Here is a 22,034-nt window from a genome sequence, read left to right on the forward strand (position 1 = left end):
GTTCTTCCGGTACCACCGAACTTCAGTCTCCCTACTGGTCCGTCGAGCTCACCTTGATCATCTGCCGGCCGTTCCAACGGTAGACCTCGACCCGCCGGCCCGACGGGCAGCAGACCGGGTCGTTGATCGTGAAGATCTTCGACTCGACCACCAGGTCCCCTTGCGGGCTGGCGTTCACGGTCGGTTGCTCGACGTTCAGGTTCCAGATCGGTCGCGGGCCCGTGGGCTCGACGGCGATCAGGAAGATACCGAAGACGAACTTCTCCAGGGTGTGGATCAGGACGATCTGCTGAGGTGTACCGCTGTGCAATACATCAACGGTCTTACCCCTGCTGAGGCAACGCGAAATCACGGTGCAATTCGAAAGTACTGTCCGGGTGTAGCCCGACAGGCGGCGATCGGCGAGCAACCGGGCCCGGACCTTGTACAGGTCGACGGCGACTTCCGGGGTGCGGTGGGCGTGCGGTGACGGGCTGCCGGTGCCCTGCGCGACCGACGGCGCCGGGGTCTCCGGCGGCGGCGACTCGGGGCCCTCGACCCGCAGCCCGCCGCCGTTCCCGCAGGCGGCGAGCACGGTCGTCGCCACGACCGCGGCGACGGCAGGCAGCACGGTACGGCGCCACAGACCCATCGGGCGCCTCCTACCCTGCATCCAGTCCCCCCGCACGTTCAGACAACTACCTTCCATAGTGTCGGCCGGACGTCACATTCGACGGGCATGGACGTCGTATGGCCTCGGCAGTTCTATTGCGGTTGCGTCACAGTGTCACTCCGTCAGCCGGCAACGACCTTCCCTGGGTTGAGCAGGTTCTTCGGGTCCAGCGCGGACTTGATCGCCCGGTGCACGTCGAGCGCGACCGGCCCGATCTCCTCGGCCAGCCAGGTCCGCTTCAGCACCCCGACCCCGTGTTCCCCGGTGATCGTGCCGCCGAGCTCCAGCCCGATCTCCATCACCCGGTCGAACGCCACCTGGGCCCGCTCGGCCTGCGCCGGGTCGGCCTGGTCGAAGACCACCGTCGGGTGCATGTTGCCGTCGCCGGCGTGCCCGAGCACCCCGATCGTGATGTCCAGCTCCGCCGACAGCTCCTCGATCCGGCCGATGAACTCCGCCAGCCGCGACCGCGGTACGGCGACGTCGTCGATCATCGTCGTACCGAGTTGTTCCAGCGCGGTCAGTGCCGCCCGGCGGCCCTCCAGCAGCAGGTCGCCCTCGGCGTCGTCCTCGGCCTCGATGCACTCCAGCGCGCCGTGGTCGCGGCACAGCTTGGCCACCGCGGCGACGTCCGCGGCCCCCGCCTCGCCGCCCGCGTCGGACTGCGCGATCAGCATCGCGGCCGCCTCGTCGGGCAGGTCCATCCGCTTGTACTTGTTGACCGCGCGGATCGTGGTCCGGTCCATGATCTCCAGCAGGCTGAGCGAGACGCCGCTGCGGATGATCTCCAGGATCGCGTTCCCGGCCTCGACGCCGGAACCGAACAGCGCGGCCATCGTGCGCGGCTTCGCGGCCTGCGGGCGGAGCATCAGGGTGGCCTCGGTGATGATGCCGAGCGTGCCCTCGCTGCCGACGATCAGCTTGGTCAGGTCGTACCCGGCGACGCCCTTCACGGTCTTCCGGCCGGTCCGCAGCACCCGGCCGTCGGCGAGCACGACCTCCAGGCCGAGCACGTAGTCGGTGGTCACGCCGTACTTCACGCAGCACAGGCCGCCCGAGTTCGTGGACAGGTTGCCGCCGATCGAGCAGAACTCCCAGCTGGACGGGTCCGGCGGGTAGAACAGCCCGTGCTCGGCGACCGCGCGGGACAGCACCGCGTTGTAGACGCCCGGCTGCGTGACGACGTACCGGTCCACCGGCTCGACGGCCAGGATCCGGTCCATCTTCTCCAGCGAGATCACGACGCACCCGTCGAGCGCGTTCGCCGCGCCGGACAGGCCGGACCGCGCGCCCTGCGGCACGATCGGTACGCCGGCCTCGTTCGCGATCCGGACCGCGGCCTGGACGTGCGCGGTCTCCCGGGCCAGCACGACGGCGAGCGGCATCCCGGCCGGGCAGAACATCGCCCGGTCGTACCGGTAGCTCTCCATCCGGTCCGGATCGGTGACCAGCGCCTCGGGCGGCAGGACCTGACGCAGCTGCTCGACAACCTCACTCATACGGCGAGCCTAGTGAATACTCCGCGGTACTGTGCAGGTTTCCGCGCCTGTTGGTCGTCAGCGGGTGCGTCTGGTGACGTTCTCCGAGATCTCCTCGTAGCCGCCGCCGTAGTTGTGGTACTCGCGGCCGATCGCGGCGAACGTGATGCTCCCGCTGAGCGCCTTCACCTTCGGCGTCCGGCAGGTCCGCTGGCCCTGGACCACCGCGCCGTTGCCGCCGCTGCTGTCGCAGCTCAGCACCCGGCCGCTGTTGCTCCCGCCGTACTGGACCAGGAAGGCGTTGGCCTTCGCGTTGGCCACCACCTTCGACGCCATGGTGATCTCGGCCCAGTACTGGTAGCAGCTGTCGCGGACGAGCCGGACGGTGCCCCAGCTCGGCGGCTTGTGGTCACGCAGCATCGGCGCCGATGCGATGGACGTCGCGCCGGAACAGGTGGCGGCCGTGGCCGCCCCGGCCGGCGCGGCGGAGAGGGCGATCGCGCCCACCCCGGCGAGGCCGGCGGTGCTGAGCAGAATGCCCAGAGTCTTCATGACGAACCCTTCCTGAGTGCACGCCCCGACGCACACTCAGGAAGGCACACTACGCGAACGGAGCCTGCCCCAACAGTCATTCCGGTAATCGGACGGCGACACGCCGTATTCAGTTGCGGGCGGCAAGGTTCTGGACGTCCGGTGGTGCGGCCGGGGCCGGACTAGAGGTTGCCGCGGCGCTCCTGTTCACGCTCGATGGCCTCGAACAGCGCCTTGAAGTTGCCCTTGCCGAAGCCGAGCGAGCCGTGCCGCTCGATCAGTTCGTAGAACACCGTCGGGCGGTCGCCGATCGGGGACGTGAAGATCTGCAGCAGGTAGCCGTCCTCGTCGCGGTCGACCAGGATGCCGCGCGCCTGCAGGTCCTCGATCGGCACCCTGACCTCGCCGATCCGGGCCCGCAGCTCCGGGTCCTCGTAGTACGAGTCCGGGGTGTTCAGGAACTCGACGCCGTTCGCTCGCATGATGTCGACGGTGCGCAGGATGTCGTTGGTGGCGAGCGCGATGTGCTGCGCGCCGGCGCCGTCGTAGAACTCCAGGAACTCGTCGATCTGCGACTTCTTCTTCGCGATCGCCGGCTCGTTCAGCGGGAACTTCACCCGGTGGTTGCCGTTGGCGACCACCTTGCTCATCAGCGCCGAGTAGTCGGTGGCGATGTCGTCGCCGATGAACTCCGCCATGTTCACGAAGCCCATCACCTTGTTGTAGAAGGCAACCCACTCGTCCATCTTGCCGAGCTCGACGTTGCCGACCACGTGGTCGACGGCCTGGAACAGCCGCTTCGGGTGCCCCTCCGGGCGGGTGACCTGGGTCGTCGCGGCGACGAAGCCGGGCAGGTACGGGCCGTGGTACTTGCTGCGGTCGATCAGCGTGTGCCGCGTGTCGCCGTACGCCGCGATCGCCGCGCGGCGGATCGTGCCGTGCTCGTCGGACACGTCGTTCGGCTCCTCGAGGACGACGGCGCCGACCTTGCGGGCGTGCGCGATGCACTTGTCGACGTCAGGGACCTCGAGGGCGAGGTCGGCGACGCCGTCACCGTGCTTGCGGTGGTGGTCGAGCAGCGGGCTCTTCGGGCTGACGCCGCCGGAGATCACGAACCGGGCGGAGCCGGCCTTCAGCACGTACGCCTTGCTGTCCTTGTCGCCGGTCTCCGGGCCGGAGTACGCGACCAGGTCCATGCCGAACGCGAGCTGGTACCACTTCGCGGTCTGGGTGGCGTTGCCGACCACGAACACCACCGCGTCCATCGCGGTGACCGGGAAGGGGTCGGTGCTCTCGTCGTACGGCACCAGGCCGACGAGCTGCTTCAGCTGGTCGAGGTCGAGATCGGCGTCGAGCTCTGCGGGGGTGAGGTCGGTGCTGGTCATCGGAGTCCTCCCGGGTCGGGTACGTGCCACCGAGCCTTGTGCGTGGGGGCAGGTTGCGCAACAGTTCCTCTCTTTGCTGGGCAACCTGCATAGTTGTTCGCGGATGTTGCTAGGCTATTTGGTCAGTCTGACTATCGACGGAGGCTTCGTATGCCGGTGGATGCGCTGGACGCCCGGATCCTCGGGTTGTTCGCGGCCGAGCCGCGGGTCGGCGTACTGGAGGCGTCGCGCCGGCTCGGGGTCGCGCGGGGCACGGTGCAGGCGCGCCTCGACCGGCTGCAGCGCGACGGGGTGGTGCGGGGCTGGGGCCCGGACCTCGACACGACCGCGATCGGATATCCGGTGACGGCGTTCGCGACCCTGCAGATCGAGCAGGGCTCAGGTCACACGACGGTGGCCGAGGCGCTGGCCCGGATCCCCGAGGTCCTCGAGGTCCACACCATCACCGGCGCCGAGGACCTGTGGTGCCGCATAGTCGCGCGCTCCAACGCAGACCTGCAACGCGTCATCGACCAGGTGGTCACAGTCCAGGGCATCCAACGAGCCTCCACGGTGATCGCCCTGGCAGAGCAGATCCCCCACCGGGTGCTCCCCTTGCTGGAAGCCGCCACCAAGAGCTAGGCGAGGCGTTTGGCTACTTCTACGGCGGCTCGGGCTACTCGGGGGCCTACGAAGTCTCGGTCCAGTTTGCCGAGGACTACTACGCCGATGGAGGCTTCGACGCCGGGCACGCCCAGGACGGGGGACGAGACGCCTTGGGCGCCGGCTTGGAGTTCGCCGGACGTGACGACGAACGGGCGGCCGGCGGGGTCGGGTTTGCGGCGGCCGGCGAGGATTGCCTTGCCTGCGGCGCCCTGGTCGAGGGCGTGCCGGGAGCCCATCCGGTACGAGACGTGGTAGTCGGTCCAGCTCGGCTCGACGACCGCGATCGCCAGCGCCTCCTCACCGTCCGCCACCGTCAGGTGCGCTGTAGCACCCGTGTCCTCGGCGAGCGAACGCAGTACCGGCAGCGCGGCGTCCCGCAGCGTCGGCTGCACCCGCCGGCTGTAGTGCAGTACGGCGAGACCGAGCCGCGCGCGCCCCTCGCTGTCGCGCCGGACGAGCCGGTGCAGCTCGAGCGTGTTCACCAGCCGGTACACCACCGTCCGACTGACCCCCAGCGCCCCGGCGAGCTCGGTGATCGAGAGCCCGTCAGGGGCGTCCGCCAGCAACTCGAGGACGGTCAGTCCCCGGTCCAGCGTCTGCGAGGTCTCGGCGGGCACCTCGCTAGCGTATCCGTTATTCGGGCGCGGACCGATCGCACCGTATCTTGCTGCCGTGCGAAATTACTGGTCGCTGCTCCCCGCAATCCTGGTGATCGTCGTCCTGATCCTGGTCTATGCCGTTCCGACGATCATCAATCCCCAGTGGACGAGCTCGATCATGGCGCTGTTCCGCAGCACCCCGGTGCCGGACGACGCCACCCCCGAGGAGGCCCGGCGCGCCGCGGGGATCCTCGGCCCGCAGCAGCTGAAGTCGCGCCGGATGCTCGCGATCACGATGGTCGTCGGCGCCCTCGCCCTGGTCGGCTTCAACATCTCGTTGAACCGGGAGGCGAACGGCTGCTACCAGGTCGCCCGCGCGTTCGGCGCGGTCGACGGCCCGGACGCGAAGGACCCGTGCGTCGACATGGTCTACGGCACCTTCATGGGCAACCCGGACGGCACCAGCTCCGAGGAGAAGCCGCAGCCCGTGCAGTACTACCAGGTCGTCGACGGCAAGAAGCCGAAGTACCTGAAGTGGATCCAGAACGCCCCGAAGTACGACGAGGCGGACCTGCTGATCGGCACCGTCGGCAAGTGCTCGTCGGACCTGCGCGTCGAGGAGTCCGACGACCAGATCAAGGCCGTCATCGACGTCGACGTCCCGTGCCCCGAGGACAGCAACATGTCGATGACCGCGATCAAGCTGAAGAAGCCGCTCGGCGACCGCAAGCTCGTCACCGTCGACGACCAGCCGATCACCCGGATCAACCCGGACATGGACTCCTGGTTCACCGTCCTGAAGAAGCTGGCGACCGGCGGCTGATCAGCTGAGCTCGCGCGTCCGCGCGTCGTACACCCGGAACGGCCGGTTTCGCGCCAGCAGGATCAGCAGCCCGGCGATGCACACCGCGGCCCCGCCCAGCAGCGCGACGGTCGGGCTGGTCAGCGACGCCGACGTACCGACGACGAAGTCCCCGAGCCGCGGCCCGCCGGCGACGACCACGATGAACACCCCCTGCAGCCGGCCGCGCATCGCGTCCGGCGCCGCGGACTGCAGCACCGTGTTCCGGTACGCCGAACTGACCATGTCGGCCGCCCCCGAGATCGCGAGCAGCGCGACCCCCAGCCAGATCGTCCGGGACAGCCCGAACAGCCCGACCGCGGCGGCGTACGCCGTGATCGCGAGCACGATCGCGATGCCCTGCCGGCGGATCCGGGTCACCCAGCCGGAGAACACCACCCCGATCAGCGCCCCGATCGCCGGCGCGGCCTGCAGGATGCCGACGGTCCGTACGCCGCCGCCGAAGAACGCCCCGGCCACCGCCGGGAACAGCGCCCGCGGCTGTGCGAACACCATCGCGAGGATGTCCGCGAGGAACGTCGCCAGCAACGCCGGCGCGGCGCGCAGGAACGTGAACCCCTCGAGCACCGACCGCAGCCCGGCCCGCCGTACCGCTCCGGTCGGCGGCACGGACGGCAACCGGAACAACGCGTACAACGCGGCCGTGAACGTGAGCACGTCGACCAGGTACGCCGCCGCGAACCCGTGCCAGGCGATCACCGCCGCGCCGAGCAACGGCCCCGCGGTGAAGCCCAGGTTGAACGCGGCCTGGCTGAGCGTGTTCGCGGCCGGCAGCAGTTCCGGCCGGATCAGCCGCGGGATGATCGCGGACCGCGCCGGGTTGTTGACCGCGAAGCACGCCGACTGACAGGCCACCACGGCGTACAGCACCCACACCTGTCCCCAGTCGAGCTGGGACTGCAGGACGAGCACCATCGACAGCAGCCACAGCCCGGCAGAGGACACCAACGCGAGCGTACGGCGGTCGATCGCGTCGGCCATCGCACCGCCGTACAGCCCGAAGACGACCAGCGGCACGAGCGAACACAGGCCGACGAGCCCGACCGCGAACGTCGAGTGCGTCAGCGCGTACACCTGGATCGAGACCGTCACCGCGGTCATCTGCTGCCCGAGGGGGTGTCTGCTCCTCTCACGCCGTAGCGAGGAGGTGCTCGGTGCGGTAGCTCGGCGTGCGGGAGCGAAGGACTCGATGCGGAGCATCGTGGCCTTTGCTCACGTGCGGCGAGATGCCGTGCCGAGTGCCCCGCAGTAGGCGTGAGAGGAGCAGACACCCCCTCACTGCGACACCGTCGAACCGACCCACAGCCGGCGGAAATCGGCGGACTCACGCAGCGGGCGGATGTCGGTCAGCAGACGCACGGAGCCAACCTATGCCACGTTGTAACAGGCTCAGACCCGCGGGAACAGTTCGTGGTCGAGGGGTGCGCCGACGGTCAGGCCGAGACCGTCGGTGACCACGTGCGGGGCGCCCGTGTACGTCGCTTCCGCGTCGACGTAGATCGCGACGTGCGCGATCCGCGGGTCGTCGGTGAAGTTCGGCGTCGCGGAGTGCGCCAGGTACGCGTTGTGGAACGTGCAGTCGCCGGCCTGCAACGGGATCGTCAGCCGCTGCTCCCAGCGCAGGTCCGGCGCCGCGCGGAACAGGTCGTCGCTGTCGGACAGGTCCTGGCTGCGCAGGTTCTGGTGGTCCTGCGAACCGGGGATGAAGGTCATGCAACCCCGCTCGACCGGTACGTCGACCAGCGCGATCCAGACCGACAGCGACGCACGTGACCCGGCGTGCGGCCAGTACGGCGCGTCCTGGTGGAACTCGGTCGCCGCGCCGTTGTGCGGCGGCTTGATCAGCACCTGGTCGTGCCAGATCCGCAGCGGTACGCCGGCCAGCGCGGTCGCGGCCGCCGCGAGCCGCGGATCCAGCGTGAGCTCCCGCAGGACGTCGTCCTGCTGCCAGACGTTGACGTACTGGTCGAAGATCTTCGACTCCTTGAACAGGTCGTCGGCCTTCGTCGTCGCGGCGATCGCGGCGTCCCGGAAACGCGCCGCCTCGTCGCGGCCGATGATGTTCCGGATCCGGACGACGCCGTCGCGGCGGTAGGCGGAAATGGTCTCGTCGTCGAGCGCGGCCGGGGCCTGGGGATCGGTCGTGGTCATCGGTGGTCTCCTGGATTCCGTCGTACTGGAAGGTGTTTCCAGCGTCGCCGGAAGCTGTCACAGTGGACAGGCAGTGGTTGACCAGGACTTGACCGATCTTGACCTCGTGGAGGTTACTGGTGCACAACGTGCTGAGCAGCGAGGTCTTCCCGGACCCGCGGCTGCCGGTCGCGGGCGAGCGGCTCGAGGTCGTCGCGGACGTCGCCGTGCACAGCCACGCGTTCTTCGAGATCGCGGTCGTGGTGGCCGGGCGGGGCACGCACGTCTCGGCGGCCGGTGAGGTGGAGCTCGGTCCGGACTCGGTCGTCGTACTGCGTCCCGGCGAGTGGCACGGGTACCGCGACTGCCACGGGCTCGTGGTCCGCAACGCCTACCTGGGAGCGGACGTGTTCGGGCTGCTGTCCGGCGCGCTCGTGCCGGGGGCCGCCGGGGTCGGCGCGCAGCCGGCGCCGCATCCGGCGGTACAGCACGCCATGCGCCTGCTGGAAGCCGATCTGGCCCAGCCGTGGACCTTGGAACAGCTCGGCGCCCGAGTCAACCTCGCGCCCGGGTACCTGGTCCGGCTCTTCGGCAAGTCCGTCGGCATGTCCCCGATCGCCTACCTCAACCGCATCCGCGCCGAGCGCGCCGCCGGCCTGCTGATCGAGACCGAGCTCCCGGTCGCGACCATCGGAGCCAGCGTCGGCTGGCACGACCCCAGCCACGCCACCCGCCGCTTCCGCTCCGTATTCGGGCTCAGCCCCTCCCGGTACCGGTCCGCTTTCAGACCGTAGGCAAAGATGTAGTCATGACGTCGTCTTTGCGTACGCCGGATCCGAATCCTGGCTGGCTGTCCGAGTTCGCGCTCGCCGAGACCCGGTCGCGGGTCCCGATCCTGTACGTCGAGGCCGTCCCGGCGCGGGTCGACACGCTCGGACAGCTCGAGCACATCGGGGTGCTGCTCCGGACGTCGCCGGCGACCGGTGAGATCGCCCGCACGCTCGTCTCCGGCCGCGTGCTGCACAACGAGTCGATCCGCGACGCGCTGCAGCGCAACATCGAGAAGGACCTCGGCCCGGCCGCCTTCCCGCGGCTGCCCGCGACGCTGGTCCCGGTGACCGTCGCGGAGTACTTCCCGTTCCCCGGTATGACCCCGCTGCACGACCCGCGCCAGCACGCCGTCGCCCTGGTGTACGTCGTACCGGTCACCGGCGAGTGCAACCCGCGCCAGGACGCCCTCGAACTCACCTGGCTGACGCCCGAGGAGGCCCTGGCACCGAGCCTCCTCAACGACCTCGAAGGCGGCCGCGGCCAGCTGCTCAAGCAGGCGCTGGCCTGGTCCGGGGCCATCGTCTGACGGTCACCAGGCCAGCCGGCCCTCCTCGGCGTACACGTGGCCGGTCGGGCCGTCGGCCTCCAGCGTCGCCAGCCCGACGGCGACGGCGGCGCCCTGGGCCGGCGTCCGCGCGGCCTCCCAGCCGCCCATGTCGGTCGCGCAGTTGCCGGGGTCGGCGGCGTTGACCAGGATGCCCGTGCCGCGCAGCTCGTTGGCGAGCATGACGGTCACCATGTTCACGGCGGCCTTCGACGAGTTGTAGCCGAGCGTCAGCATCGTCGACATCTCCGAATCCGGGTCGCCGACCTGCGCGAACGACGCCAGCGACGTCGACAGGTTCACGATCCGAGCCGCTTCCGCCTCCCGGAGCAGCGGCAGGAACGCCTGCGTCACGTCGACCAGCCCAATCACGTTGGTCTCGAACGCGGACCGCAGTACGTCGGTCCCGATCCGCGACACCGCGTCGTCACCCTCGGGGATGATCGCGGCGTTGTTGACCAGTACGTCGAGCCGGCCGTACGTCGTATGCACCTGCTCGGCCGCCGCGCGGACCGAGGCCGCGTCGGTCACCTCCAGTTGCAGAGCGGCCGCATCGAGGCCCTCGGCAACCAGTTCCTTCACCGCGAGCTCACCGCGTTCGAGGTCCCGCGAACCGGCCAGCACCGTGAACCCGCGCTGCCCGAGCTGCCGCGCGATCTCCTTGCCGATGCCCTTGTTGGCGCCCGTGACGAGCGCGATCTTCTGCGTGTTCATGGCCTCAACGCTGCGGTGGATCGCGGCCGGGTGGCAGAGCGGGCCGAGCCTGGGACCGGCGGTCCCTGGATGCGGCTGGAGCCGCCTGAGATCCTGGGACGGTGGATCGCGACGGGCTGGCCGAGTTCCTGCGGGTACGACGGGAGGCGCTGCAACCGTCCGACGTGGGCCTCCCCGCCGGACTGCGTCGTCGTACGCCGGGCCTCCGGCGCGAGGAGGTGGCGAGTCTCGCGACGATGTCGACCGACTACTACACCCGCCTGGAGCAGGGGCGCGGGCCGCGGCCGTCGCGCCCGGTGCTGACCGGTCTGGCCCGCGCGCTGCGGCTGTCCGACGACGAACGCGATCATCTGTTCCGGCTCGGCGGCGAGCAGCCCGGTCCGCCGCCGGGGCCGCCGCGTGAGGTGCGGTCCGGCGTACTGCGGATGCTCGCGCGGCTCGACGTACCGGGTCTGGTGCTGGACGTGAAGGACGACATCCTCGCCTGGAACCGGCTGGCGGCGGCGCTGATCACGGACTTCTCCGCGCTCGCGCCGCGGGACCGGAACCTGCTGCGACTGCGGTTCCTGAACGACAGCCAGGCGGAGCTGTTCGGCGCGGACCGGACCCGGGAGTTCGCGCGCGAGGTGGCGGCCGACCTGCGGGCGGCGACCAGCACGTACCCGGACGATCCGGAGATCGCGCGGCTGGTGCGGGACCTGCTCGCCGGCAGCCCGGAGTTCGCGGAGATCTGGGCGCGGCACGAGGTCGGCCGGCAGCAGTCGCTGTGCCAGACGATCTTCCATCCGCTGGTCGGCCGGATCGACCTGATCTGCGAGGTGCTGGTGGTGCCGGAGCGGGACCAGCGCGTGGTGCTCTACACGGCCGAGCCCGGGTCGCCGTCCGAGGAGGCGCTGCGGCTGCTCGACGTGATCGGGACCCAGGAGTTGACAACGCCGGGTTGATCAAGCGACTGTTTGATCCGTTGGTTTCCGACGGAGAGGGTTGCTTGATGCGTAAGTTACTTACTTCAGTGCTCGCGCTCGGGCTGCTCGCCGTACCGCTGCGGGCCGCCGAGGCCGCGCCGCCCGGGCAACTGGTGTTCGCCGACGAGTTCGACGGTACGGCGGTCGACCGGACGAAGTGGGCGATCCACTCGAACGCGGAAGCCGACCAGTGCCTCGGCAACAAGGGCAACCAGCAGCTCGAGTGGCACACCTGGGACGCATTGTCGGTCCGCGACGGGAAGCTGACGATGACCGCGCGGAAGAACAACCCGGCTCCCGGGTACGAGTGGTCGGGCGCACTGATCACCACCGGCCAGGCGTGCGGGCACGAGCCGTCGCAATCGTTCGCCGTACGGCCCGGGGACTACGTTGAGACGCGACTGAAGCTGCCGTCCGCGAAGGGTTTCTGGCCGTCGACTTGGACGTGGAACGGGAACGGCTCCAACGAGCAGGACACGTACGAGTTCTACAGCGACAACCACCACGCGCTGTACCTCACCAACCACCAGTCCGGCGGCGGCAGCTGCACGTACCGGTCCCCCACCGACCTCACCACCGACTGGCACACGATCGCCCAGCAGCTCGGCCCCGACGAGACCGTCTGGTACCTCGACGGCAACGAAATCTGCCGCCAAGGCGCGTATACCGGCACCGGCGACGCTCTCATCCTCGACCTCTTCGTCTACGCCAAGATCCCGCCGACGGTCACCACCGAGTCGATGCAGATCGACCACGTCCGCGTCTACCGCCCATAACAGACTGAGGCCCAGCACCCGCTGAACGGGTGCTGGGCCTCGGGGGGACCTACTGGCCGGTGAAGGTGAAGGTCGAGCCGGGTTCCTTGAGGATGTCGCCGTCTCTCGAGTTGGTGATGGTGACGTTGGACAGGGTGGCGCTGCCGCGGGCGCCGCCCATGGCGAGGATGCCGGAGCCGTTGTTCGACTTGTCGATGCGGACGTTGGTGAGCTGGACGTTCGGCATCTCGCCGCCGCCGGTCTTGAACTGGATGCCGTCGTACGTCGAGTCGTGGATCTCGGTGTCGCGGATCGTCACCCCGGGGATCGGCAGGTTCGCCGGGAACAGCGTGATCGCGCCGAACTCCTGCGCCTCACCCCAGAACACCCCGCCGCACCGGTAGAGCGCGTTGTTGGCGATCGTCGTCGTCCCGGAGAACGGCAGCGGATCGTGGTCGGTGGCGAGCATGATGCCGGGGTAGTTCATCGTGTCGGCGATCAGGTTGTTCTCGATCCTGTTGCCGTACCCGCCGTAGATCGCGACGCCGTTCGCCCGCCACGGCAGCTGGATCGTGTTGTTGGTGAACGCGTTGTCGTGACCGATGTCCACCGACTGGTCCTTGACGTACTTGCTCGACCACACCGCCAGCGCGTCGTCACCCGTGGTCCGGAACGACGAGTTGAACACCTTCGAGTTCCGCGTCCCGTTCGCGAAGTTGATGCCGTCGGCGTACGTGTCCCGGATCCGCATCCCGCTGAACTCCAGCCCGTCGGCCGGACCCCACAGCTCCGGGATGTTGTCGTAGTCGCGGCCCACCCAGGCCCCGACGTTCGCGTGCTCGATCCAGACGTTGCTGATCTTCGTCCCGGTACCGAACCGCCCGTTCAGCGCGACCCCGCCCTCGGCGTTCCCGTCGCCGCCGCGGATCCGGCCCGACCCGAAGATCGCGATGTCGCTCAGCTGGACGTTCTTGTCGATGTCGAACCCGAAGTTCCCCTCGTGCGGGTGGTTGATCCCGCCGGCGTTCTGCGGCTCGATCGTCGAGTACAGCTGCGCGTACCACATCCCCGCGCCGCGGATCGTGGCGTTGCTGATCCCGACCTGGTTGAACTGCCCGCGGTTCTGCGGGTCGTCGGTGAGGATCTTCTTCTCCTGCCGCCACTGGCCCTCCGGGATCCAGACGCAGCTGATCACGCCGTTCTGGTCGTCGGTCACCGCGCGCTGGATCGCGTCCGCGTCGTCGATCCCGTCGTTCGGGACGGCGCCGTACTGCGTGATCGACGTACACCCGGCCGGCTGGGGCAGCGGCGGCGCGACCTGCTCCAGGTCGACCAGGTCGATGATGTAGTACGCCGCGGTGTCGCCGGCGTCGCGCTGCAGCCGGAACTTGGTGCCGGCCGGGTACGACTGGTTGAGCAGTGCGTGCGACTCGTCGAACAGCCGGCGCGCGTCGCCGCCCGGGGTGTTCGTGAGTCCCTCGGGTGCGTCGGTGTTGCCGTACAGCCAGCTGTGCCGGCTGCTCAGGCTGAGCTTCTGCTTGAAGGTCCCGTTGACGTACAGGCTGATCGTTGCCTGCAGCCCCTGCCCATCGGCGGAGTCCGGGATCGAGTTGCGGACCACGATCGAGTTCGTCGGCACGGTCGAGGTGAACTCGACGTACTGGCCGCTCGAGTTCAGCCGGACCGACGAGCGGCCGGACGACTCGGTGGCGAAGTTGGTGTGCCCGAAGGTCCGCTTCGCGTCGGCGGTCAGGAGGGTGCCGGTGTAGTCGCCGGCCTCGGCCTCGTACGACGTGTACGGCACGGCGGCGCCGCGGCCGACCACGACCGACTTGGTCAAGATGTTGTTGGTTTCGTTGGTCTCGTCAACGGTATTGGCGGCGTCGGCCGTGGCGGTGACGGTTGCGCCGCCGTTGGTGGCCGTCCAGGTGCCGCTGATTGCGACGGTTGCGGTGGCGCCGGCGGCGATCGATCCTGTAGCGCCGGTGAGGGTTGTGCTGCCGACGGTCAATCTGGTGGTGCTGGCCGCTGCTGCCGTCGTACCGCGGTTGTTGACAGCGACGGTGAACGAGACCTGCGCGCCGGGGGCCGGGTTGGCGGGGTTGGACGTGATGGCGGTGACTTGCAGGTCGGGGCCCGGGGCCTGGGCGACGGTCAGCTGGGTGGGCGACTGGAGTGTGTTGTTGGTGTCGTTCTGCTCGACGATCGCGTTGGCCGGGTCAGCGACTGCGGCGACGGTGTAGTTGCCTTGGGCGCGGGTTCCGGCGTTGGCGGTGACGGTGGTGGAGGCGCCGGCGGCGAGTGCGCCGACGTTCGCGGTGCCTGCGACGGTGCCTCCAAGGAGGAAGTTGAGGGTGCTGGCCGCGGCCGGTGCGGAGCCGGTGTTCTTGACGGTTGCGGACAGGGTGATCGGGGTGGATTCGGACGGGCTCGCGGGCGACCAGTCGACGGCCGTCACCACGAGGTCGGGATTGGGCGCCGCGGCGCCGAAGACCTGGAGCTCGGCGACCTGCCCGCCGGGGGCGCCGGTGTTGGTGAAGACCTGCAGGCGAAGTTCGGCGTACCGGCCGGTGACCGGGATCGTGACGGTGTTGCTGTTGGCCGCCGGGTCGAACTGGTAGTTGGCTCTGGCGACCGCGGAGGTGAAGGTCGTCGCGGACTGTTCACGGCCGAGGACTTCGATGCTCTGGGTGCGCGGACCCCAGATCGGGTCGGGGTTGAGCTTGACCACGACCGAGCTGACGTCGGCGTTCGCGCCGAGCTTGACGGTGAGGGTCGACGGGAAGCCGTTCGACTCCCAGTAGGTGCCGAGGTTGCCGTCGTTCGCGTTCGACGCGACGAAGCTGAACACCGAACTCGACGCCTCGATCGGCTTGCCGGCGGCGAGATCGGTGCCGGTCGGAGGATCGACGGGCCCGCCACCAGGTCCGGCCAGCTCGAACTCCGACAGTTGCGCGGCCGGCCACCCGGTGTTCGCGGTGAAGGTCAGCCGGACGTACCGCACCGAGACCGCGGCGAAGTCGATCGTCACCACATTGGTGCTGCTGAAGTTGTACGCCGTACTGCTGACGAGCGTGCTGAACGCGGCGCCGCTCGCACTGCCCTGGACGGTGAGCGTCTGCGTGCGCGGCCCCCACGAGGCGGGCAGCTTGAGCGTCACCTGGTCGACGTCCTTGGTACCACCGAGGTCGGCCTGAATCCACTGCGGGAACGCGTTGTTGCTGCTCTCCCAGTAGCTGTTCTGGTTACCGTCGCCGGCGTTGCCACTCGGGTACTCACCGAGCGAACTGCTGGCACTCAGGGTCTTCGTCAGGTTGGCCGCGAGGGCCGGTGGAGCAGCCAGCAGACCGGCCGCGAGCAACACGGCCGCCAGGAGCAGCCGGAGCAAAATCTTCCGAGGCATCAAGAGACCTCCATCGGGGCGGTGGGAGGTGAGCTACGAAAATTTCACAACTTTGACGATTTCTTGCAGCTCAGGTACCCGAAGCTTGCAGCACCAACCGCACAACGTCAACACCTCACCCACGACAACCACCCGGACCCGCCGGCCCACCCCGAACCCGGCAACAGCCAGCCGAAGGCCACGCCCAGAACTCCCCCGGAGAGCTCACACCCGGCCTTCACACCCGGCCTTCACACCCGGCCTTCACCCGCCACCCCCGGCCTTCACAACCGGCCTTCACACCCGCCACTCACGCCCGCCGCTCACGCCCGCCTCGCGCCCCAGCGCACATGGCCGAGCTCGCCCGGGAGTCGAGCCCGATGCACGTCCGACTGGCAGGCTCGGGAGTCACGCCCAGCACACCCGTCCGACACTCACGACCGGCACGCACGCCCCAGCAGTCACGCCGGCACTCACGCCCAGCACACACGCCCAGCACACGCCCGACGCGCACACAGAAGTTCACGCCCCGGCAGTCACGCCGGAACTCATGCCAGGCACGCACGCCCGAGTTCACGCTCGGCAGGCACCCCCAGCACACACGACCGGCAGTTCGCGTGCGGGCGCGGGGGTTAGGCGCGGCGTTGGGTGGCCCAGTCTCGGATCAGGTCGATGCGTTCTTTTAGCTGGATCGAGGAGGCGTGGGCGGCTGCGGGGCCGCCTAGTTTGCGGCGTAGGTCGTTGTGGATGACGCCGTGGGGCTGGCCGGTGCGGTGGTGCCAGGCGGCGACCAGGCCGTTGAGCTCGCGGCGGAGCAGGGCGATCTGCTCGTGAGTGGCCAGTTCGGTCGGCGTCGGGTCCTCCCGGTCGTCAGCCATTGAGCGCTTGGACTTCTTCTGCGCGGCCAGCGACTTCTGCTGGCGTTTGTGCAGGAGCTCGCGCACCTGGTCCGGCTCCAGCAGGCCGGGCAGACCGAGGAAGTCCAGCTCCTCGTCGGACGCGTTCTCGCCGCCGGTCCCGTAGTCACCCCCGTCGAAGACCACGCGGTCGAAGCTGGCGTCCGAGCCGAGCGCCTCGAAGGTCCCCTCGAGCTCGTCGCTGGCGCCCTCGTTCTTGTTCGCCTGCTTCAGCAGGTCGTCCTCGAGCGCGAAGATGTCGCCGTCCTCGTTGCTGTTCTTGCGCCCGAGCACATGGTCGCGCTCAACCTCCATCTCGGCCGCGAACCCGAGCAGCCGCGTCACCGACGGTACGAACACCGACGCGGTCTCACCGCGCTTCCGCGCCCGCACGAACCGCCCGACCGCCTGCGCGAAGAACAGCGGCGTCGACGTCGGCGTCGCATAGACCCCGACCGCGAGCCGCGGCACGTCGACCCCCTCGGACACCATCCGGACCGCGACCATCCACCGGGAGTCGCCCTCGGAGAACTTCGCGATCTTCTTGCTCGCCGCCTTCTCGTCGGACAGCACGACGGTCGGCGCCTCACCGGTGATCTCGCGGAGCGTCTTCGCGTACGCACGGGCGGTGTTCTGGTCGCCGGAGATCACCAGCGCGCCCGCGTCCGGCATGTGCCGCCGTACCTCGGTCAGCCGCTTGTCGGCGGCCGCGAGCACGGCCGGCATCCACTCGCCGGCCGGGTCCAGCGCGGTCCGCAGCGCCTGCGCGGTCAGGTCCTTGGTCAGCGGCTCACCCAGTCGCGCCGCGACCTCGTCACCGGCCTTGGTCCGCCAGCGCATCTCGCCGGAGTACGACATGAAGATCACCGGGCGTACGACGTGGTCGCGCAGCGCGTGCCCGTACCCGTAGGTGTAGTCGGCCTTGCTCCGGGCGACCCCGTCGTGGCCTTCCTCGTACGTGACGAACGGGATCGGGTTGTCGTCGCTGCGGAACGGCGTACCGGTCAGGCAGAGCCGGCGGGCCGCGGGCTCGAACGCCTCGCGGACGCCGTCACCCCAGCTGAGCGCGTCGCCGCCGTGATGTACCTCGTCGAGGATCACCAGGGTCTTGAACCGCTCGGTGCGGACCCGGAAGGCCAGCGGATTCACCGCAACCCCGGCGTACGTCACCGCGACACCCTGGAAGTCCTTGTTGGTCTTGCCGCGCCGCCCGGCGAACGCGGGGTCGATCGAGATCCCGGCCCGGTCCGCGGCGTCGGCCCACTGCACCTTGAGGTGCTCGGTCGGCGTGACCACGGTGACGCGCTCGATCTGCCGCCGGTGCAGCAGCTCGGCGGCTACGGTGAGCGCGAAGGTGGTCTTACCGGCGCCCGGTGTCGCCACCGCCAGGAAGTCGCGCGGGTTGTTGTCGAGATAGAGCTTCAGCGCCTCCGCCTGCCATGCCCGCAGCTTGCTCGCGGTACCCCAGGCGGCCCGGTCCGGATAGGCGGGCGGCAGCACGGCAGGGTTGGCCGGCACGTGCGCATCCACAGACAGCTACTCCCCCGAAGGTCGACAGTGTGCCGGGCAGGAAGGTTACCTGAGATCCGTTACGAGATCAGATCGGCGGGCACCACGGTCACGTCGTACGGACTCGTCAGTCGCGCTGGCTCGTCGCCGGCAACCTTCGCAACCTGCACATATGCCCCGTCCCGCAACTCCCAGGCGATCAGACTCGGCGTGTCGGGATCCACCACCCAGTACGCAGCACATCCCGCCGCCTCCAGGCGGGACCACTTCAGCATCAGATCGACGCGACGGGTGCTGGGCGACAGCACCTCGACAGCGAGCAGCGGTGCGACGGGCAGGTCCCGCTCGGCGAACGCGTCGCGCGCTGCAACCACCAGGTCCGGCTGCAGCACAGTGTCTGTCGCCAGCACCACGTCCACCGGTGCGAACAGCACCAGCAGCTCGGCCGGGCAGGCCCGCTTGAGCACGTCGTTCAGGTTGCTCGCGACGATCTGGTGCCGAATGGCCGGCGCCGGGCTCACGAGCAAGATCCCGTCGATGAGCTCGTACCGGTGGCCGTCATCTGGCATCCGCTCGAGATCGTCCCTGGTCAACGGCACACTTGGCCGCCAAGGCACTGACGAAGGGATCGGAAGAGGTTCCACGAGACTCATACTGCCTCCTTCGGTCGGTCACGCCAGAGAACATGCCGTGATCTGCCCCGGTTTGCCCAGCGATTCCCCGGGCTGTGGAAAAGTTCCGGATCTGCTGGTGACACGTCCTACACTCGGGGGTATGAGCACACAGCTGACCCCCGGCGCGGAGACGGTTGTCGACGAGCGGACCCAGACGGCGCCGGCCGAGCCTGGCGATCACGAGCGGTTCTCGCACTACGTGCCGAAGGACAAGCTGACCGAGGCGATGGTGATGGGCACCCCCGTGGTCGCCCTCTGTGGCAAGGTCTGGGTCCCCAGCCGCGACCCGCAGCGCTTCCCCGTCTGCCCCGAGTGCAAGGAAATCTGGGACTCCCTCAACCCCGGCGACGACGAGGGCGGCGACGAGTAGTCAGTTCCACGCACGACCGGCGGAGCATCCACGCGGCAAGCACCCAGATTCAGCGCCGGACCGGCTGCGGAATCGGTTCGACTGGGGCCTGACGGCCGTAGCCCGTTCGGGTGACCGCGCGGTGTCTGCGCGACACCGCCTGCACGGGAACTGTCGCCGGGTGCTCCCGCGGGCACATGTCTCGCCCGTATGCCGCACTCCTCGGTACGACGTCCCCGCCCGAACAGCCCGGCCCGTGCGTCACCTGAGCAGGCACCCGGGTTGACCGCAGTCGGACCGCCGCGCAACTGGCAACGGTCGGATAGAGCAGTCCCCGTCCCGAGCCGGCCACCACTCCCGTGCACCGCTCTGCCGGACGCAGCTCTCAGCTCCGGCCGGGCGCTACCAACACCCGCGCCCACCCCGTGGGCTGGTCCCCCGGCCCGTCCGCCCTCCTTCTCCATCGGACCACCGAGTCGTGGCAAATGGCTCCGCCCTGATCTCGCGAGTCGTGGAGAGAGGTCGCCAAAACGCAGCCACGATCCACGACTCGCGAACCCGGCCCAGCGGGGCGGGCTTGCTCGCGTGGGGCGGGCTTGCTCGCGTGGGGCGTGGACGCGCGGAGGCCTCCCGCGCCTCCGCCGAAGGCGGCAAGAAGACAGCCGCCGCTCACCCGCGCACACGCAAACCTCACGATGTGTAGGACCAGCGGGCGAGGCGGCGACCTTTCGGCGCCACAACCTGCTGTCGTGCCAGGCGGGCTCAGTTCATTGTTGGGTCGTCGGGGTAGGTGGCTACGTAGGCCATTTGGTCGTTCTGGCGGCGTAGGACTCGGCGCCATAACGTGTCGGGGTTCTGGCCGAAGACGTCGTCGGGTTCGGATTCGACGACGTACCAGGCGCCTTCGGCGATCTCGCCTTCGAGTTGGCCGCTGGACCAGCCTGCGTAGCCGGCGAAGATGCGCATCCGGGTGATCGCGCCCTCGAGCAGCTGCGGCGGGATGTCGAGGTCGACCAGGCCGATCCGGCCGAAGCACTCGCGCCAGCCCGGTGGGTCGGCGGCGTCGGGGACCTCGGCGACCGCCAGGGCGCTGTCGGTGCCGACCGGGCCGCCCATGAACAGGACGCCGGGCTCGTCGACGGCCGACGACCAGTCCGGGAGCACCCGGTCGACGGCGAGGTCCGCGGCGCGGTTGACCACCACCCCGAGTGCGCCGTCGTCGTCGTGGTCCAGGAGCAGGATCACCGACCGGCGGAAGGGCGGCTCGTCGAGCAACGGGGTCGCCACCAGGAGCGAACCGGTCAGGGTCGAGACCGTCATACCTCCATCATGGCGTACGACGGACCACTCGGGAGCCCAGCCAAGCACCCAAAGCGACGCCCGCCAGATCCGCGAGCGCGTCGAACGGGTCGCCGTCGCGCTGCGGCAGCACCCAATGCTGCACGAGTTCGCTGACCACGGCGTTCGCGACCAGTGCCCCGAGCAACCACCACACGGGTACGCCGACCTTCCACCCGGTGAACGCGACCGCCGCGAACAGGAAGCAGTGCGCGAGCTTGTCGACCTGCGGGAGCCCGACGTGCGGACCTGCCTCGCGCGGTGCGTAGACGCCGTACAGCTGCAACAGCACCGCCGCGAGGAACGCGATCCGCCAGACCCAGACCTTCACCCGCGAGCCTGTCTCCGCCGCAACGAGACTGGTCACAGCGCGGGGGTGTCGTCCGGGAAGCTCTCGTGCGCCGGCGCCTTGCCGCCGGCCGCGTCGCGGACGGCGTGCGCGACCATCGTGTGCACCTCCGGGTGGAAGACGCTCGGCACGATGTACGCCGCGTTCAGCTCCTCGTCGGTCACCACGCCGGCCAACGCCCGGGCGGCGGCCAGCTCCATGTCGATCGACACCTTCGACGACTGCGCGTCCAGCAGGCCGCGGAAGACGCCCGGGAAGACCAGCACGTTGTTGATCTGGTTCGGGAAGTCGCTGCGCCCGGTGGCCACCACCGCCGCGTGCTCACCGGCCTCGGCCGGGTCGACCTCGGGCACCGGGTTCGCGAGCGCGAACACGATCGCGTCCTCGTTCATCGTGGCGATGTCGGCGCCGGTCAGGATGTTCGGCGCGGAGACGCCGATGAACACGTCGGCCCCGGCCAGCGCGCCCTTGAGGTCGCCGCTGTACTTGGCCGCGTTGGTGTTCTCCGCGATCCAGCGCAGCTCCGGCGACAGCCCGTCGCGGTCCGGGTGGATCACGCCGCCGATGTCGGCGACACAGGTGTCCTTGACCCCGGCCGCGAGCAGCAGCTTGAGGATCGCCGTACCGGCCGCGCCGGCGCCGGAGAGCACCACGCGGACGTTGCTGATGTCCTTGCCGACCACGCGCAGCGCGTTGTAGAGCGCGGCGAGTACGACGACCGCCGTACCGTGCTGGTCGTCGTGGAAGACCGGGATGTCGAGCTCCTCGCGCAACCGGGCCTCGATCTCGAAGCAGCGCGGCGCCGAGATGTCCTCCAGGTTGATGCCGGCGAAGCCGGGCGCGATCGCCTTCACGATCTGGACGATCTCGTCCGGGTCCTGGGTGTCCAGGCACAGCGGCCAGGCGTCGATCCCGGCGAACCGCTTGAACAGCGCGGCCTTGCCCTCCATCACCGGCAGCGCGGCCTTCGGGCCGATGTTGCCGAGGCCGAGCACCGCGGAGCCGTCGGTGACGACCGCGACGCTGTTGCGCTTGATCGTCAGCCGGCGGGCGTCGTCCGGGTTCTCCGCGATCGCCAGGCAGACCCGCGCGACACCCGGCGTGTAGATCATCGACAGGTCGTCACGGTTGCGGATCGGGTGCTTGGCCTCCATCGAGATCTTGCCGCCGAGGTGCATCAGGAACGTCCGGTCGGACACCCGGGCGATCTCGACACCGCGGACGGCGCGCATCGCCTCGACCAGGCGGCCGGCGTGCTCGGTGTCGGCCGCGGCGCAGGTGACGTCGATCCGCAGCCGCTCGTGGCCGGACGCGGTCACGTCGAGCGCGGTGACCAGACCGCCGGCCTGCTCGACCGCGGTCGTCAGCTTGCTCACCGTCGAGCCGCCGGCGGGCACCTCGAGGCGAACGGTGATGGAGTACGAAACACTCGGCAAGGCAGTCACG

General features: G+C 69.4%; 21 protein-coding genes. 7 read left to right on the forward strand and 14 right to left on the reverse strand.

Annotated elements, in window-relative coordinates:
* Window positions 1–31: 31 nt before the first annotated feature.
* The 4 genes from ABN611_RS02875 to hppD form a co-directional block, all read right to left on the reverse strand.
* The gene (locus ABN611_RS02875) at window positions 32–631 is read right to left on the reverse strand and encodes a hypothetical protein (protein ID WP_350278175.1); all 600 of its coding nucleotides are present in this window, start codon (window positions 629–631) and stop codon (window positions 32–34) included.
* 143 nt (window positions 632–774) lie between these two features.
* Window positions 775–2,151, reverse strand: a complete 1,377-nt coding sequence (locus ABN611_RS02880; protein ID WP_350278176.1) for an FAD-linked oxidase C-terminal domain-containing protein — start codon at window positions 2,149–2,151, stop codon at window positions 775–777.
* Window positions 2,152–2,208: 57 nt separating this feature from the next.
* Complete coding sequence (locus ABN611_RS02885) at window positions 2,209–2,682, reverse strand: hypothetical protein (protein WP_350278177.1); 474 nt, start codon at window positions 2,680–2,682, stop codon at window positions 2,209–2,211.
* Window positions 2,683–2,843: 161 nt separating this feature from the next.
* Complete coding sequence (gene hppD, locus ABN611_RS02890) at window positions 2,844–4,046, reverse strand: 4-hydroxyphenylpyruvate dioxygenase (protein WP_350278178.1); 1,203 nt, start codon at window positions 4,044–4,046, stop codon at window positions 2,844–2,846.
* Between the two features lie 150 nt (window positions 4,047–4,196).
* Here hppD and ABN611_RS02895 point away from each other — a divergent pair, with 150 nt between their 5' ends.
* The gene (locus ABN611_RS02895) at window positions 4,197–4,667 is read left to right on the forward strand and encodes an Lrp/AsnC family transcriptional regulator (protein WP_350278179.1); all 471 of its coding nucleotides are present in this window, start codon (window positions 4,197–4,199) and stop codon (window positions 4,665–4,667) included.
* On the opposite strand, the gene ABN611_RS02900 is transcribed toward ABN611_RS02895, so the two are convergent.
* A complete protein-coding gene (locus ABN611_RS02900; protein ID WP_167216580.1) occupies window positions 4,664–5,308 on the reverse strand; it encodes a helix-turn-helix domain-containing protein in 645 nt (214 codons plus the stop codon). The genes ABN611_RS02895 and ABN611_RS02900 overlap by 4 nt on opposite strands.
* A 55-nt stretch (window positions 5,309–5,363) precedes the next feature.
* On the opposite strand from ABN611_RS02900, the gene ABN611_RS02905 reads away from it, so the two are divergent.
* Complete coding sequence (locus ABN611_RS02905) at window positions 5,364–6,113, forward strand: hypothetical protein (RefSeq protein WP_350278180.1); 750 nt, start codon at window positions 5,364–5,366, stop codon at window positions 6,111–6,113.
* Here the strand turns inward: ABN611_RS02905 and ABN611_RS02910 are convergent, their stop codons facing one another.
* Together ABN611_RS02910 and ABN611_RS02915 are read right to left on the reverse strand one after the other, a co-directional pair.
* Window positions 6,114–7,244: an MFS transporter gene (locus tag ABN611_RS02910; RefSeq protein WP_350278181.1), complete on the reverse strand. Its 1,131-nt coding sequence runs from the start codon at window positions 7,242–7,244 to the stop codon at window positions 6,114–6,116.
* Window positions 7,245–7,541: 297 nt separating this feature from the next.
* Window positions 7,542–8,303 carry a phytanoyl-CoA dioxygenase family protein gene (locus ABN611_RS02915; RefSeq protein ID WP_350278182.1) on the reverse strand — a complete coding sequence of 254 codons (762 nt, stop codon included), beginning with the start codon at window positions 8,301–8,303 and terminating at the stop codon, window positions 7,542–7,544.
* 119 nt (window positions 8,304–8,422) lie between these two features.
* Here ABN611_RS02915 and ABN611_RS02920 point away from each other — a divergent pair, with 119 nt between their 5' ends.
* Both ABN611_RS02920 and ABN611_RS02925 read left to right on the forward strand, forming a co-directional pair.
* A complete protein-coding gene (locus ABN611_RS02920) occupies window positions 8,423–9,076 on the forward strand; it encodes an AraC family transcriptional regulator (RefSeq protein WP_350278183.1) in 654 nt (217 codons plus the stop codon).
* Window positions 9,077–9,090: 14 nt separating this feature from the next.
* On the forward strand, window positions 9,091–9,639 hold the full coding sequence (locus tag ABN611_RS02925) for an NUDIX hydrolase family protein (RefSeq protein WP_350278184.1): 549 nt from the start codon (window positions 9,091–9,093) through the stop codon (window positions 9,637–9,639).
* Between the two features lie 3 nt (window positions 9,640–9,642).
* Here the strand turns inward: ABN611_RS02925 and ABN611_RS02930 are convergent, their stop codons facing one another.
* A complete protein-coding gene (locus tag ABN611_RS02930; protein WP_350278185.1) occupies window positions 9,643–10,371 on the reverse strand; it encodes an SDR family oxidoreductase in 729 nt (242 codons plus the stop codon).
* A 101-nt stretch (window positions 10,372–10,472) separates the two neighbouring features.
* Between ABN611_RS02930 and ABN611_RS02935 the strand changes: the two genes are divergently transcribed.
* Both ABN611_RS02935 and ABN611_RS02940 read left to right on the forward strand, forming a co-directional pair.
* Window positions 10,473–11,315 carry a helix-turn-helix transcriptional regulator gene (locus ABN611_RS02935; protein ID WP_350278186.1) on the forward strand — a complete coding sequence of 281 codons (843 nt, stop codon included), beginning with the start codon at window positions 10,473–10,475 and terminating at the stop codon, window positions 11,313–11,315.
* 47 nt (window positions 11,316–11,362) lie between these two features.
* Window positions 11,363–12,112 carry a glycoside hydrolase family 16 protein gene (locus tag ABN611_RS02940; protein ID WP_350278187.1) on the forward strand — a complete coding sequence of 250 codons (750 nt, stop codon included), beginning with the start codon at window positions 11,363–11,365 and terminating at the stop codon, window positions 12,110–12,112.
* Between the two features lie 49 nt (window positions 12,113–12,161).
* Here ABN611_RS02940 and ABN611_RS02945 read toward each other — a convergent pair whose 3' ends face one another.
* From ABN611_RS02945 to ABN611_RS02955, 3 genes are all read right to left on the reverse strand, one after another.
* Window positions 12,162–15,494, reverse strand: coding sequence for a CARDB domain-containing protein (locus tag ABN611_RS02945; RefSeq protein ID WP_350278188.1), 3,333 nt, complete (start codon window positions 15,492–15,494; stop codon window positions 12,162–12,164).
* Between the two features lie 611 nt (window positions 15,495–16,105).
* Window positions 16,106–17,899, reverse strand: coding sequence for a DEAD/DEAH box helicase (locus tag ABN611_RS02950; RefSeq protein WP_350278189.1), 1,794 nt, complete (start codon window positions 17,897–17,899; stop codon window positions 16,106–16,108).
* 59 nt (window positions 17,900–17,958) lie between these two features.
* Window positions 17,959–18,447 carry a Uma2 family endonuclease gene (locus tag ABN611_RS02955; protein ID WP_350278190.1) on the reverse strand — a complete coding sequence of 163 codons (489 nt, stop codon included), beginning with the start codon at window positions 18,445–18,447 and terminating at the stop codon, window positions 17,959–17,961.
* A gap of 205 nt (window positions 18,448–18,652) precedes the next feature.
* On the opposite strand from ABN611_RS02955, the gene ABN611_RS02960 reads away from it, so the two are divergent.
* Window positions 18,653–18,922 (forward strand): DUF3039 domain-containing protein, encoded by a 270-nt coding sequence (locus tag ABN611_RS02960; protein ID WP_350278191.1) that lies wholly within the window; start codon window positions 18,653–18,655, stop codon window positions 18,920–18,922.
* A 741-nt stretch (window positions 18,923–19,663) separates the two neighbouring features.
* Here ABN611_RS02960 and ABN611_RS02965 read toward each other — a convergent pair.
* From ABN611_RS02965 to ABN611_RS02975, 3 genes are read right to left on the reverse strand one after another with little or no spacing between them, the layout of a single operon-like run.
* Window positions 19,664–20,221, reverse strand: a complete 558-nt coding sequence (locus ABN611_RS02965) for a YqgE/AlgH family protein (protein WP_350278192.1) — start codon at window positions 20,219–20,221, stop codon at window positions 19,664–19,666.
* A 7-nt stretch (window positions 20,222–20,228) separates the two neighbouring features.
* Window positions 20,229–20,606: a VanZ family protein gene (locus tag ABN611_RS02970; RefSeq protein ID WP_350278193.1), complete on the reverse strand. Its 378-nt coding sequence runs from the start codon at window positions 20,604–20,606 to the stop codon at window positions 20,229–20,231.
* Window positions 20,603–22,033, reverse strand: a complete 1,431-nt coding sequence (locus ABN611_RS02975; protein ID WP_350278194.1) for an NAD-dependent malic enzyme — start codon at window positions 22,031–22,033, stop codon at window positions 20,603–20,605. The genes ABN611_RS02970 and ABN611_RS02975 overlap by 4 nt, the downstream gene beginning before the upstream one ends.
* Window position 22,034: the final 1 nt, after the last annotated feature.

The organism is Kribbella sp. HUAS MG21, from assembly GCF_040254265.1.
In the GTDB taxonomy this organism is placed as follows: domain Bacteria; phylum Actinomycetota; class Actinomycetes; order Propionibacteriales; family Kribbellaceae; genus Kribbella.

Coding starts and splice junctions, on each gene's coding strand:
- ABN611_RS02875 (WP_350278175.1), bottom strand. CDS start 631: ATGGGTCTGTGGCGCCGTACCGTGCTGCCTGCCGTCGCCGCGGTCGTG.
- ABN611_RS02880 (WP_350278176.1), bottom strand. CDS start 2,151: ATGAGTGAGGTTGTCGAGCAGCTGCGTCAGGTCCTGCCGCCCGAGGCG.
- ABN611_RS02885 (WP_350278177.1), bottom strand. CDS start 2,682: ATGAAGACTCTGGGCATTCTGCTCAGCACCGCCGGCCTCGCCGGGGTG.
- hppD (WP_350278178.1), bottom strand. CDS start 4,046: ATGACCAGCACCGACCTCACCCCCGCAGAGCTCGACGCCGATCTCGAC.
- ABN611_RS02895 (WP_350278179.1), top strand. CDS start 4,197: ATGCCGGTGGATGCGCTGGACGCCCGGATCCTCGGGTTGTTCGCGGCC.
- ABN611_RS02915 (WP_350278182.1), bottom strand. CDS start 8,303: ATGACCACGACCGATCCCCAGGCCCCGGCCGCGCTCGACGACGAGACC.
- ABN611_RS02925 (WP_350278184.1), top strand. CDS start 9,091: ATGACGTCGTCTTTGCGTACGCCGGATCCGAATCCTGGCTGGCTGTCC.
- ABN611_RS02930 (WP_350278185.1), bottom strand. CDS start 10,371: ATGAACACGCAGAAGATCGCGCTCGTCACGGGCGCCAACAAGGGCATC.
- ABN611_RS02940 (WP_350278187.1), top strand. CDS start 11,363: ATGCGTAAGTTACTTACTTCAGTGCTCGCGCTCGGGCTGCTCGCCGTA.
- ABN611_RS02945 (WP_350278188.1), bottom strand. CDS start 15,494: ATGCCTCGGAAGATTTTGCTCCGGCTGCTCCTGGCGGCCGTGTTGCTC.
- ABN611_RS02955 (WP_350278190.1), bottom strand. CDS start 18,447: ATGCCAGATGACGGCCACCGGTACGAGCTCATCGACGGGATCTTGCTC.
- ABN611_RS02960 (WP_350278191.1), top strand. CDS start 18,653: ATGAGCACACAGCTGACCCCCGGCGCGGAGACGGTTGTCGACGAGCGG.
- ABN611_RS02965 (WP_350278192.1), bottom strand. CDS start 20,221: ATGACGGTCTCGACCCTGACCGGTTCGCTCCTGGTGGCGACCCCGTTG.